14 protein-coding genes and 2 pseudogenes are annotated in these 11,792 nt (G+C 47.8%); 1 reads left to right on the top strand and 15 read right to left on the bottom strand.

The features are described from left to right. Positions 1-6: 6 nt before the first annotated feature. The 11 genes and pseudogenes from M1L66_RS13585 to M1L66_RS13535 all read right to left on the bottom strand — a co-directional run bounded on the left by M1L66_RS13585 (position 7) and on the right by M1L66_RS13535 (position 8,944). Positions 7-876, bottom strand: a complete 870-nt coding sequence (locus M1L66_RS13585; RefSeq protein ID WP_002576236.1) for a VirB6/TrbL-like conjugal transfer protein, CD1112 family — start codon at positions 874-876, stop codon at positions 7-9. 69 nt (positions 877-945) lie between these two features. Continuing rightward, a pseudogene (locus M1L66_RS13580) lies at positions 946-1,032 on the bottom strand (Maff2 family mobile element protein); the annotation flags it as partial. 90 nt (positions 1,033-1,122) lie between these two features. After that, complete coding sequence (locus M1L66_RS13575; protein ID WP_008394601.1) at positions 1,123-2,793, bottom strand: recombinase family protein; 1,671 nt, start codon at positions 2,791-2,793, stop codon at positions 1,123-1,125. After that, a complete protein-coding gene (locus M1L66_RS13570) occupies positions 2,794-2,991 on the bottom strand; it encodes a hypothetical protein (RefSeq protein WP_002595176.1) in 198 nt (65 codons plus the stop codon). Between the two features lie 242 nt (positions 2,992-3,233). Next, complete coding sequence (locus M1L66_RS13565) at positions 3,234-4,571, bottom strand: virulence-associated E family protein (protein ID WP_008394605.1); 1,338 nt, start codon at positions 4,569-4,571, stop codon at positions 3,234-3,236. After that, positions 4,540-5,184: a CHC2 zinc finger domain-containing protein gene (locus M1L66_RS13560; RefSeq protein WP_025544160.1), complete on the bottom strand. Its 645-nt coding sequence runs from the start codon at positions 5,182-5,184 to the stop codon at positions 4,540-4,542. The genes M1L66_RS13565 and M1L66_RS13560 overlap by 32 nt, the downstream gene beginning before the upstream one ends. 66 nt (positions 5,185-5,250) lie before the next feature. Next, a complete protein-coding gene (mobQ, locus tag M1L66_RS13555) occupies positions 5,251-6,825 on the bottom strand; it encodes a MobQ family relaxase (RefSeq protein ID WP_025544159.1) in 1,575 nt (524 codons plus the stop codon). A 109-nt stretch (positions 6,826-6,934) separates the two neighbouring features. After that, positions 6,935-7,783 carry a MerR family transcriptional regulator gene (locus M1L66_RS13550; RefSeq protein WP_054325003.1) on the bottom strand — a complete coding sequence of 283 codons (849 nt, stop codon included), beginning with the start codon at positions 7,781-7,783 and terminating at the stop codon, positions 6,935-6,937. Between the two features lie 345 nt (positions 7,784-8,128). Then, positions 8,129-8,425, bottom strand: coding sequence for a DUF3847 domain-containing protein (locus M1L66_RS13545; protein ID WP_005927679.1), 297 nt, complete (start codon positions 8,423-8,425; stop codon positions 8,129-8,131). Continuing rightward, positions 8,418-8,759, bottom strand: a complete 342-nt coding sequence (locus M1L66_RS13540) for a DeoR family transcriptional regulator (RefSeq protein ID WP_005927681.1) — start codon at positions 8,757-8,759, stop codon at positions 8,418-8,420. The genes M1L66_RS13545 and M1L66_RS13540 overlap by 8 nt, the downstream gene beginning before the upstream one ends. Beyond that, on the bottom strand, positions 8,756-8,944 hold the full coding sequence (locus tag M1L66_RS13535; RefSeq protein WP_005927683.1) for a hypothetical protein: 189 nt from the start codon (positions 8,942-8,944) through the stop codon (positions 8,756-8,758). Before M1L66_RS13535 ends, M1L66_RS13540 begins: the two co-directional genes overlap by 4 nt. A 484-nt stretch (positions 8,945-9,428) precedes the next feature. On the opposite strand from M1L66_RS13535, the gene M1L66_RS13530 reads away from it, so the two are divergent. Further along, positions 9,429-10,235 (top strand): helix-turn-helix transcriptional regulator, encoded by an 807-nt coding sequence (locus tag M1L66_RS13530; protein ID WP_006573790.1) that lies wholly within the window; start codon positions 9,429-9,431, stop codon positions 10,233-10,235. 97 nt (positions 10,236-10,332) lie between these two features. On the opposite strand, the gene M1L66_RS13525 is transcribed toward M1L66_RS13530, so the two are convergent. The 4 genes and pseudogenes from M1L66_RS13525 to M1L66_RS13510 form a co-directional block, all read right to left on the bottom strand. Further along, positions 10,333-10,857 carry a hypothetical protein gene (locus M1L66_RS13525; RefSeq protein ID WP_040647981.1) on the bottom strand — a complete coding sequence of 175 codons (525 nt, stop codon included), beginning with the start codon at positions 10,855-10,857 and terminating at the stop codon, positions 10,333-10,335. 54 nt (positions 10,858-10,911) lie between these two features. After that, complete coding sequence (locus M1L66_RS13520; RefSeq protein ID WP_003533403.1) at positions 10,912-11,289, bottom strand: TnpV protein; 378 nt, start codon at positions 11,287-11,289, stop codon at positions 10,912-10,914. Beyond that, positions 11,249-11,521 carry a helix-turn-helix domain-containing protein gene (locus M1L66_RS13515; protein WP_002593556.1) on the bottom strand — a complete coding sequence of 91 codons (273 nt, stop codon included), beginning with the start codon at positions 11,519-11,521 and terminating at the stop codon, positions 11,249-11,251. Before M1L66_RS13515 ends, M1L66_RS13520 begins: the two co-directional genes overlap by 41 nt. Before the next feature lie 161 nt (positions 11,522-11,682). After that, positions 11,683-11,775, bottom strand: a pseudogene (locus M1L66_RS13510) (Maff2 family mobile element protein); the annotation flags it as partial. Positions 11,776-11,792 lie beyond the last annotated feature (17 nt).

Here is an 11,792-nt window from a genome sequence, read left to right as displayed (position 1 = left end):
TCCGTTTTAGTGCGCCTGAAAGACTGATTTGGCGAGACTGCCGGTTTTGAACAGCGTAAAACATAGCAGTACGGTGTAGCCCACGCAGCTCCAGATTGCCATGATGATGTCATCTTCCAGAGCGATGTTCTGCACCAGCACAGCATAAATTGCCACGCAGACTATAATGAGAAACGCCTGAAAGCCCAGTGCCAGCAGGGATCGGAGGTAATTCTGTCCCATACCGCCCCATTCTTTGCCCATCATTGCAGCCATTGGAACGGGAGCCACCGAAGTTACAAGGTAGATCTCAATCATACGGCCATAAATAACGATAAAGATACAGATATACAACGCCCACATGGTAATGCCAATAAAGAGGGATTGGAACCACAGTCCGAACAGCGGTCCCAAATCCATTTCCATCAGCCTCGGTTCCAGATCGGTCATAACTGAGGAAATGTCAATGGACGCATCCGAATTGATAATCCCTGCCGCCTGCGCCACCACGCTCTGCGCCATATCAAAGACGCCCATCACGATATTCCATGTGTTTGTGACAATGAGGATGGCGGCAGCTGATTTGAACACCCACTTGAAAATCATCCAGGTATCCACATCATGCAGGTTATTCTTGTCTGCAATCATCTGGATCAGGTCTACGGTCATCACGATAGCCAGGATCACACCTGCAATCGGCACCATGATGGAGTTTGACAGATTCTCAATCATATTGAAAATACTGCCATTCCATCCCTGTGGGGTCTGTCCTACCTGTACGGATATATCCGCGACCTGTTGGTTTACGCTGTCAAACATCCCCGAAAGGTTGCTCATAATACCGCCCACCAGCATTTCTTTCAGCCAATTTGTCAGGGCTTCAAGTAAGAAATCCATACGGTGTCAACCTCCTTTCCGCCGCCCCCGCAGAGCTGCGGGAGCGGCAAGGATTTCATGCAGGAACGCTTAGACAGAGAACAGCCCGGAGAGCAGAGGTACAAGAACCATACCAACAACGGCTACACCAGCACCGGCCATAAGCTGTTTTATCCCCAATTAGGTGTAAAACTCTGCTCGATGGCGGGCGGCGGCGTACAAAAAATCTATATGGTGTTTTTAAGAGAACCGTCCCGGCGGGACAGGTCAGGCAGTGACCTGTTCCACCTCCGGGATGGGTTTGAGATTAAAATGAATTTCGATAGAAATGTGTCTTGTTTTATCTTCGTCAATGCGCTCATGCACGACGATTTCTTTGATTAAGCGGTTGAGGGTGGCTGCGTCCAACTCTGTGATGTTGGCATATTCCTGAATGGCTTCCACCCATTGTTTTGCGTCATTGGCAAGCTGGACTTCATCGGACAGCCGCTTTCTGCCCTCGGACACTTTTGTTTTAAGTTCCGTCTGCTCGGTCTGTGTCTTTTCCAGCATGGTGTTGAAGTTCTGCTCACTGATACGCCCTGCAATCATATCTTCATAAAGCCGCATTACCATTTTGTCCAGAACCTCAATCCGTTCCTCGTCCCTTGTAAGGGAGCGTTCCATTGCTTCCCGCTGTTCCCGCTGCTCGGCTTCACAGGTATTGGTCAGGCGGTCAGCAACCGCTTTCCCGTCCATCAGGGCAGCTCTGGCACATTCCCGGATTTTCCGCAGCACATGACTGTAAAGGGTGTCATAATCAATCCGGTGCTGGGTGCAGTGGTTCTTTCCAAAGGCATTGTAGGTCTTGCAGGAGTAAATCTGCTGGGGATGTTTTGCGTTTGTGTAGCGTACCGTCAGAGACTTCCCACACTCGCCGCATTTTATCAGTCCGGCAAACAGGCTGATTTCATTGGTCTGCCCCGGACGCTGGCGGGATTTCAGCTTGTTCTGCACAATGTCAAAGCTCATGCGGTCAATCAGCGGTTCATGCTGTCCTTCCACTACAATCCAGTCCTCCGGCTTCTTTTCCCCAATCGTGCCGATTTTGAAACGGTAGTCCTTTTTCTGGGAAGCAATCGCCCCAGTGTAAACGGGATTCATCAAAAGGTCTTTGATAACGGAAAAGTCCCACATATACCGCCCGTTTTCCGGGTCTTTCTTTTCCCATTTGGTGCGGGTATTGCGAAGCCCCCGTTCCCGGTTCCACCATGTGGGGCAGGGGATTTTTTCTTCCTCCAGCCGTCTGCGGATATAGTTCGGACCATGACCGTTTAGGGCATATCCGAAAATCAGCCGCACAATCGGGGCGGTTTCCTCGTCAATGAGCAGATGGTTTTTGTCCTCCGGGTCTTTCCGATACCCAAACGGGGCAAGACACCCGGTAAACTGTCCTTTCTGCGCTTTCAGAAGATAAGAGGAATGGACTTTCTTGGAAATATCCTTGCTGTACATCTCGTTCAGGATATTCTTGAACGGGGCGATGTCGTTGTTATCCCGCAGGGTGTCGATACCGTCATTCATGGCGATATAGCGGACACCGTTTCTTGGGAAAAAGTCCTCAATCAAATGCCCTGTTTGCAAATAGTTACGCCCCAGTCGGCTGAGGTCTTTCGTGATGACAAGGTTGATTTGCCTGCGCTCAATGGCTCTCAACATTCTCTGTAAATCAGGACGCTCCATATTAAGACCTGTGAAGCCATCGTCCTGATAGACTGCCACAACCTCCCATCCCTGCTTTTCGCAGTATTTTTCCAGCATATCACGCTGGTTTGCGATACTGGCACTTTCGCCTTGCAGGTCATCGTCCTTTGACAGCCTGCAATAGACCGCCGCACGATAGCCCCCGGCAAGTGCTGAACCGATTGTTCTGTATTCCATTTCGTTCATCATAGCCATTTACCCACACAATCCAGACGGTATCTGGCTCTGTTGAACCTCATCTTCATTATACTTCAAATCTTTCTTTTTAGCAAGATATTCTTTTGTATTTGTTTTTCCGTATTTCTGGGAAATCAGGCTGACGAACACATCGGTGGCGTCCAGTTCCCCGTCAAATACGGTTGTCACTTCAATCTTGGTCTTATTTTTCGCCATAGGCAGTTATCCTCCATACATGAAAATAGCCAGACAGAGAACGGTCGGCAACGAAGTCCGGCAACGGGCTTCAAAAGACCTTGCAAACAATCTCAATCTGGCGTTGATTACTATTTATACTTTTCTTTTATTTTTCTGTTGTTTTGGTTGTCAGAGAGGGAAAAAGCCCGGAAATAAGGGATTTTCCCCGGCAACCGGCTCGGCAACGGGATAGCAACGAAGTCGGCAACGGGCTGTCATTTTCAGAATGGAAGCTCCATCTGCTCTGTGACCTCCACAAAACCGTCCATAGATTTTTCGGGCGGGTTGTCGGTGTCCGTTGCCGGGATTTCACGCTCCCAGCCCTTTTGTCTGCCGTATTCCGCAAACATCCTCGGATTGGAAAAGTAGTTCCACCCGGTAATGCACTGGTTCATTATCTCGTTGATTTCCCGGATTTCCCATTGCTTCGGCTCATCAAAGGTGTGGTTTAAGGCTTCCTTGTAGAGCTGCTTGGAGCAGACCGTTTCCCCGGTGTACTTATCAAGGTAAGCCTGTATCATCCCGGCTTTGGTGTCCTCCGGCATAAAATCCCGCTGGTGTTCTTTGAGATACCGCTGCATGGCTGGGCTGAATGACAGCTTGAACATGCCGCTTCGGTAAATCTCCATTGCTTCCGCCCACATCTGGCTGATATAGGCTCTGGAAGCGGCTTCGTCCTCCAAAATGTGAACCTCGGCTTGCTCCGGGTACACCATGACCGGGATAAATCGGCGGTTGCCGGAACGGTCAAGGGGGAGAAAGTCAAGGGCGTTGGAAGTGCCGCCGAACACGCATTGACGGGGGCGGTCTGCCGGGTGAGTTTCATAGGGAATTTTGTAAACCTCTTTCTGGCGGCTTAGAAAGGACTTGATTTCCTCAATGCTCTTGGCATTGGCGGTTGCCATCATTTCCGACATTTCAATTATCCAGTGACCTTGCAGCTTGCGGTACACGTTATCATCGTCCAGCTTCCGCAAATCATCGGAAAACCACTCGTCCCGGACTGCCAGCAGCCGGAAGAAGGTGGATTTGCCAGCCCCCTGACCGCCTACCAGACACAGCATGATTTCAAACTTGCTTCCGGGCTTAAATGCCCTTGTAATCGCCCCCAGCATGAACAGCTTCAAGGCTTCATAGGTGTAATCGTCCACATCAGCTCCCAGAAAGTGCCGCAGACAGAAGCGGATGCGCTCAGTCCCGTCCCATGCAAGGCTGTTCAGAAAATCCCGGATGGGGTGGTACTTATTCTCATTCGCCACAATCCCGATGGCGGTTTCAATCTTTTTCTCACTGGTAAGCCCGTAGGTTTCCTCCAGATAGAGAAGCAGATACTTCATGTCCGTATCGGTCAGGGCTGTGCTTTCTCTGTGAAAACCGATGGGCTTTATGATGTCCTTGCGGTCGGTCAGGATGTTGTAGGCGATTGCCCCGGCAAGCACAGGGTCACGCTGGAATACGGTCAGGCAGTTCCGTATGCTCTGGCGGACGCCGCCTTTCTCGGTGGTTTCCAGAGTTGCCTTTACTTCCTCAACGCTCTGGGGCGGCTGCATGGCGTTCATGGTGTTTTTTAGTTCTTGCTGCGTCTGCGGCTGCAAGCTCTGCCATTCGCTGTTCAAGCTGTATCACATCCTTTCCGTAGTCCATAATCAAAACCGCTTTTTCCTCTGTCTCCCCGAACAGCAGCACATCCAGCAGATATTCCACATGGGCTTGCTTCTGCAAGGCTTCCACGAACCGGGGATGAAACGCTTCCTCCGGGGAGTGCGGGGCATAGTCGGTTTTCCATACCCGTAAGAGGTGTAGATAATCGGCAAGGACACGGAAGCAATGTGCCTTTGCTTCCCGGAACTGTTCTTCCGGGGATTTCTGCCGGGGCTTGGGCTTCCTTGCCCTGCCCGGTGGCTTCCAGTCCTCATAGGCAAGCCCGAAGTCACTCGCCAACTGTGCGGCGGCTTCCTTTTTCCCCAGCCCGTACAGGGCAGCTACAAAATCAATCACATCCCCATCTGCACCACATCCGAAGCAGTGGAAACGCTTGTCCAGCTTCATGCTGGGGGTCTTATCGTTGTGGAACGGGCAGCAAGCCATCCCGTTTCTGTTTACCCGGATTCCGTAATGCTCCGCAGCCTGTCTTGTCGTAACGGACTGCTTCACAGCTTCAAATACATTCAAATCAATTCCTCCTTGTAAAAAAGAAAAGGCACTTATCATTCTCAATCTGAAAATGGCAAGTGCCTGTTAAAGTTCCATATCCTGTTGTTTGTGTTTCGTCTGCGCCGGGGCGTTTTTCTGTGCTTTCTTCTCGTCAGCCTTATCCTGCAAGACTTCTTTGAGGGGCTGCTTCTTGGGCGGCTCTTTGCTTTCCTCTGTGCCGGGTGTGGCTTTCCGTACCCAGTAGCGGATGTCCCGCAGCTTCTTCAAATCTTCCTGCACCTCGGTCAACGGTACTTTCAAGTCTGCGATTTCGCCCACAAGCTTCGCCTGTTCCTGCAAAAGCTCCTTTTTCGTGCTGTCCTTATCATCCGGGTGCTTGGCAAGGTAGGCACTGGCTTTCTCAAACCGGGCAACCTCCGGGTGTTCCAGCTTGAATTTTTCCTTAGTTTTCTTGAAAAATATCTTCTGGTATTTCTCATAAACGGGCTTACATTCCTTACAGTCCGTCCGGGCGGCAAGGATAGCGTCAATCACGTTGCTGCGGGTTTCCTTTGGCTTCATCTGCTTTCGGTAGTCGGCGGCAGATTTCCCGGACGTTTCTATAAAGTTTTCCAAATCCTCCACGGTGGAAAGTCCCTTTCTCTGAAGATAGGACAGGGCTTCGCTGACTGCCTTTAAGTCTTTGGAAGTTCCACGGTTTTGTCCCGCCCGTGTCCAGTCGCTCCGTTCTGCCTTTCGTACCTCCATGTACTTCATCAACAGATTGGGAAGAAATACCGCTTCCTCCGCAGCTTTTTCCGCAAGCAGTTCTTTTCGTTTTTCACTAAGCTCGATAATCCAGCCTTTGAGATTTTTAATAAGCTGCCGGATAGACTTCATCAGGCTGTTGGCGGCTTTGATTTCCCGGTTCAGATTTCCGATGTTGGTCTGAATCCCTCGCTTTTCCATCTGCCGGACAGCAGCACCCTCATGGACGGTAGGGATAATATCAAGCCCCTGTCTTTCATAAGAACGGAGATCCACCCGCTCCGGGCGGTTGTTGGCTTCCAGATAGCGGTTCTGGATGATCTCCCATTCATGCCGCCAGATTTCACAATACTTGCGGTCGTTCCAGTCAACCGTATCTTCCTTGTGACTTTTCCATCTGCCGGACGGAAGTTTTATCCGTTCCCCGTTCTCGTCAAGGTCATAAACCTTGCGGCTCTTGGGAAGCCATTTCCCATGTTCATCCATTGCCCGCATAGTCAGCATGACATGAGCGTGAGGGTTTCCGTCCCCTTTGTCATGGATGGCAAAATCCACGCACATTCCTTTGGAAACAAACTGCTGATTGCAGAAATCCCGGACAAGGGCGGCGTACTGGTCGGGCGGTATCTCTCTGGGAATGGAAAGCACCCACCGCCTTGCAAGCTGGGAGTTCCATTGCTTCTCAACAGCTTCGGCGGCGTTCCATAAGGTATTGCGGTCTGCATACTCTGGCGGGGCATTTGCCGGGAGCAGGATTTCATTATGGACGATACCACGCTTTTCTGGGTAGTGCTTCACTTGCTGGTCGTATTCACAGAACAGCTTTTCGCCGCTTTGGTAAGCAGCGGCGGCAACAGCAGACTGGCGGTTGCTACGCTGGACGATGGAGATTTGATTGTGTGGACAGGGCATTTAGTGTTCCTCCTTTCCGATTTTAGGTATAAAAAAAGCAGGAGACCTTTTTCAGATTTCCTGCTTGGTGTGCCGCTGGGGGCGGCGGGTATTTAGTTAAAATTCAAGATTACTTAACTTTATAATAGTTTTCTATTGCCTGTGCAAAGAAATCAGAAGCCCCTTCACCGTATTTTTCGTCTATCATTGGTTTGATTTGTTCATTGCGGTAATACTGCGCCTGTGCCATCATAAAGCCTTTTTCTTCTTTTATCTGGGCAAGCTGTTTCATAACAAAGCCATATTCTCCAACAAGCTCTTTTACTTCAAAAGAATCTATGTCACAATTCTGTTTTGCAATCAGTTTTTGCAAAATCGCTTCTATCCGTTTGTTATAGCTTTCTGCAACTTCTTTGCTGACGGGAGTTCGGGCAACAGACAGAAACTTGTCCTTTCCACCATACCATTCAACTACCTTTGCATAGCCTTTCTGCATTTCTTCCGAAGATACGACTTCCATATAATGCTTTTTCCATTGTTCAATGCTACCAAATTCTTTAATTGCAATGTTTCTCATATTCTCCGGCATATGCTCAAGCATGGTTTGGAACATTTCTTCTACTTCTGTTTTGGTAAAAATTGTAAAATCCATTTTGTTCTCTCCTTTCAGAATGTCATCAATGCTGGCAATCAGACGTTCCATTCGTTCTTTCTTTGTTACCAACATTTTTCGCTGTACTTGTAGAATCTGATTTCTTTCAAGAGCCGGATTGTCCAAAACAGCTTTGATTTCTTTCAAGGAGATATCAAACTCACGGAAAAATAAAATCTGTTGTAATGTTTCCAGTGCCTTATCGTCATAAAGCCGGTATCCCGCATCACTTTTTTCTGTTGGCTTTAACAACCCGATTTCATCATAATAGTGAAGCGTGCGAACGCTGATACCTGTTAAATCTGATATTTCTTTTACTGTCCTCATAGCTGCTGACCTCCTGTTCCTGATAAGGTAACTTTAATCTATGACGTTCCGTGAGAGTCAATAGGCATTTTCATTTTTTAGTATAACATTTTTCATTTCTTCTCAAAAGACAGAAAACTGATTCTGTAAAACTTGTCGGCTGGGAACAGCTTGCAACGCAAGGTGTCCCCAGATGGCAAGTCCACAAAAGGGTAGCTGGCGAAAGCCAGCGCAGGGGAAGTGTAGCGTCCCCTGTTTGATTTGGAGCAGACCGTGGCTGCGGAAAATTACAGCCCTCCGGCGAGGAGCCTTCGGAGAACGCAATGCACCAACCTTTGGGTGGTGTATAATTGCGCCCTTAGTAAACTAAGGGGGTTCCGGCATCTCCCGTTCCAGCAGTTTTTTCAATAGTTCCTGCGTGTCCTGTCTGTGAAAAATGAGTTTCAACAACAGCATGACATCATCATCTGTCAGGCGTTCCGGTTCTTGCAGAAAACTTTCCAGCATACCGCCACGTGTACAGAGCCGGTGCGTTCGTTCTTTTCGGGTAAGCTGCTTCAGCTGATGCTGCAATGCCTTTTCATCATTGATGGCTTTCCGCAGTTTCTTTTCGCTTTTTTCCAACTCCCGATTGAGTTTTTCCAGCTTTGATGTATCAGGCAAGGGCAGCGTCCTCCTTTCCCGGTATCAGCACATAAATCCTGTTTGGTTCTCCAATGCCCTGACGCACCCGCATGATAAGTCCGGCAGTTTCCAGTTCATTCAGAGAACGCTTGACCGTCATGGAGCTGCGGGACAGGACTGCGGCAATGGCTGTGACAGGGAAGCAGACAAAGAGGATTCCGTTCTCGTCCTCCTGCCCTTTGGAGAGCATAGCGTCCAGCATCCGGCAGTACATGACCTTTGCGGTGCTGCTGACTGGAAATCCTGTCAACGCTCTGGGAAAAGGCATACAGGGCGGCAATGGTGTGTCTATCGTCATAAATTCAAAATTCATTCTGTGTGTTCCTCCTTTTTCTTTGCTCGTTTGGATAAATAACAGGGGCAGTCAATCACAACCGCCCGGAAGCTCTGCTTGCACCCATGCTGGCATTTCCGGCATAATTCGTTGTAAGTGACACGCCCCCGGTCATTGAGGTAAAAGGAAAGCTCATACTTCCTCTTTTTGCTCATTCTCGGCATATTGCGCTTCCTCCCGTTTTAGTGTATGGTTTCGGGGCGATTTTCGGTAAAATTACAGCCATAGAGCCGCTTAAAATCTCCCGAAGTATCAGCGATAGGGTAGACTGTCCCCCTATCAGATTGTTGTGTTTCGGTATCATTTCGGTGTCAGTTCGCCAGTTCTCCCCGGTGTCGTTCCTCCCCTGAATCTCACAGCGGCGTATCGCTCCCTTTGGTACGCTCGTTTTGGTCAGGGTTCCTCCATATCCCTGCCAAAAGTCATGACGCTACATCGCCGGGGAAGCATATCCCACACAGGCTGGTCATTCGATTGGAATAATCCATCGATGAACTACCTGTATCATAGAACATTTTTGTGCCCTGTGCCGTATGTCCACAAAGTAGGAATTCGGGGTAAAAATCAGAAATTTCCACGATTGCGGAATTGATATGGTATAATCAATTCAACGGTTATAAATGTCGTTAGAAAGGGGGAACTGCTTCAATGAACGGAGCTACTACAATACAGGAACGGCTAAAAGATTTACGATTAAACAAAGGATTAAAACTGGAAGAACTGGCTGAGCAAACGGGTATTTCAAAATCGGCTCTTGGCAGTTATGAAAAAGACGACTATAAGGAAATCAATCATGGCAACCTTATCCTGCTGGCAGATTTTTATGGGGTGTCCCTCGATTATCTCTTTTGCCGGACAGAGAACCGGGCGGAGATCAACACGCCATTAAGGGAGCTGCATTTGAGTGATGAGATGGTAGCACTTCTGAAAAGCGGTCGGATTAACAACCGTCTGCTGTGCGAACTTGCCACCCATAAGGACTTTATCAAGTTTCTTGCGGACATTGAGATTTATGTGGATGGGATTGCCACCATGCAGATTCAAAACCTCAACGCCCTTGTCGATACCGTCCGGCATGAAATCATTGAACGGTATCGCCCCGGCGAAGATGACCCCCATTTGAAAGTGTTGCAAGCCGCCCATATCAGTGATGATGAATATTTCAGTCACATGGTACGGGATGACCTCAACCTGATTATCCGGGATATTCGGGAAGCCCATAAAAAGGACAGCGAGAGTGCACCTCAGACCACCGTTGCCGATGAACTGAAAGAAAATCTGGAAGCGGTTGAAAATTTCAAGGGCAGCCGTGATGAAAAGCTGGTTGTCCTTTACTGTAAGCAGCTTGGTATCAACTATAAAAATCTGTCAGATGAAGAATTTCGCTGGCTGATTCGGATTCTCAAAAAATCAAAGAAAATGGGAACGCCTATCAGCCAGAGGAAAAAACGATAAAGAAAAACCGCTGTTGCATGGTTTGTTGGCTTCCATGTAGCAGCGGTTTTTGCTGGGATTATTCAGTTGAATTTTTAGCACGACAAACTTGAATTTGTCAAAGAGGATTATTCCAATATTCCACAGTATTTCTATTTACATCATAAAAAGTAATATTACCCGCATTTATAGGCAAGACAATCGCAAAAGGTTTATTGCGGTCAATATCAACCACTTGAATTGTGTTGCCATCATCTATTTCAAGTTGTTGCACCTGCTGTTGATTCATAGAAATAAATGCTCGTTCATTATATCCCTCTACAGTAAACTCCACAATTCCTCTTTGAATCCCCGAAAGAGTTCCACCTCCACGGAAAAAATATCCGAAGGAAAGTCCTGGACGATTGACATAGACGGAAAAAGAATGGTCACTCAAATCCTGAGGGTAAGAAATATATGCAGCCATCGTGCTGGAAACGCTTCCATCGACCGTCCAATCATCCTTAATCTTCTGCGACGAACGAATATCTGCCTCCAGCTTAGATGAAGTCACGCCGATCTCATTGTTCGTATAAAGAAAACAAACAAATAAAATACAAGCAAGAACAACCCCTATCACAATTTTAAGAAATATTTTTTTCACGCTATCAAAACTCCTTGTCAACTTTCGATTTGTCATAATCATTCTACCATACCGTTATGAATAAATCATCTCTTGCAAAATAATTTCTTCTGCCCGGTTGTGAATGTTATTGCAACGCTGCACCCATTCCATTTGATGGGTACGCTTCAATTCCTCGGTCACACCATCGGCAGCCTTCATCTGCTCCATGATGGTGTCTAACCGTTCCTGTGCCTGTTCGTTCAGGTCTGCAAGATATGTCCATAACTCCCCGGTCAGTGTCAATGTGTTCAATCTGGCTGGGTGGGCTTCTCTTAAATATTCCCGGTGCATCCGTCCGTACTTTCCGATAGGGCGGTGTTCCTCCGGCAGCTTCAAATCTGGGATATAGTAATCTCCGACAAGGATATAATCAATTCCGTTTTCCGTTATTCTTGGTTTCAATTCGCTCATGTTCCTTACCTCCTGTGGAAGCAGGCTCGTCTGGTACTAACTCAATCACATCGGTAATCTCACAATTCAGCGTTTCGCAGATACGGGCTAATGTATCCATGCTGATGTGCTTTCCCTCTTTGCTCATGTTGGCAATCATATTCGTTGTCATACCGGCGGCAAGCCTTAAATCTTCTTTTCTCATATCACGCTCTAACAGTGTATGCCAGAGTGGTTTATAGCTGATGTGCATATTGTTTTCCTGCCTTTCTATCCATACCACCGGGGCGGCTGCCCCGGCAGGAACTTTTCTCTTATTATAACACCAATCTTGTGTAATCACAATTTATTCTTGTATCCTGCCGCTGATACCGTCTGGATTGTGCTTTTCCTTTCTTTTTGTTCCCTTTAATTAGCCATAAACTGCTTCATGCCCTGAGATTTTACTGATGTGTGATAAAGAAGTAATAGAAGTGTAAAAAATTTTGCCGTTCCTATCCGGCACATGAGGTATGTCGGATAGG

It is taken from the genome of Hungatella sp. SB206 (genome assembly GCF_051132295.1).
GTDB classification, from domain to species: Bacteria; Bacillota; Clostridia; order Lachnospirales; family Lachnospiraceae; genus Hungatella; species Hungatella effluvii.
This window is presented reverse-complemented; position numbering and strand designations above follow the sequence as displayed.

What these genes read in the sequence shown, in the direction of transcription:
- M1L66_RS13585 (WP_002576236.1), bottom strand. Translation starts at nt 876, where the DNA reads ATGGATTTCTTACTTGAAGCCCTGACAAATTGGCTGAAAGAAATGCTG.
- M1L66_RS13575 (WP_008394601.1), bottom strand. Translation starts at nt 2,793, where the DNA reads ATGGCTATGATGAACGAAATGGAATACAGAACAATCGGTTCAGCACTT.
- M1L66_RS13570 (WP_002595176.1), bottom strand. Translation starts at nt 2,991, where the DNA reads ATGGCGAAAAATAAGACCAAGATTGAAGTGACAACCGTATTTGACGGG.
- M1L66_RS13565 (WP_008394605.1), bottom strand. Translation starts at nt 4,571, where the DNA reads ATGAACGCCATGCAGCCGCCCCAGAGCGTTGAGGAAGTAAAGGCAACT.
- mobQ (WP_025544159.1), bottom strand. Translation starts at nt 6,825, where the DNA reads ATGCCCTGTCCACACAATCAAATCTCCATCGTCCAGCGTAGCAACCGC.
- M1L66_RS13550 (WP_054325003.1), bottom strand. Translation starts at nt 7,783, where the DNA reads ATGAGGACAGTAAAAGAAATATCAGATTTAACAGGTATCAGCGTTCGC.
- M1L66_RS13540 (WP_005927681.1), bottom strand. Translation starts at nt 8,759, where the DNA reads ATGAATTTTGAATTTATGACGATAGACACACCATTGCCGCCCTGTATG.
- M1L66_RS13535 (WP_005927683.1), bottom strand. Translation starts at nt 8,944, where the DNA reads ATGCCGAGAATGAGCAAAAAGAGGAAGTATGAGCTTTCCTTTTACCTC.
- M1L66_RS13530 (WP_006573790.1), top strand. Translation starts at nt 9,429, where the DNA reads ATGAACGGAGCTACTACAATACAGGAACGGCTAAAAGATTTACGATTA.
- M1L66_RS13520 (WP_003533403.1), bottom strand. Translation starts at nt 11,289, where the DNA reads ATGAGCGAATTGAAACCAAGAATAACGGAAAACGGAATTGATTATATC.
- M1L66_RS13515 (WP_002593556.1), bottom strand. Translation starts at nt 11,521, where the DNA reads ATGCACATCAGCTATAAACCACTCTGGCATACACTGTTAGAGCGTGAT.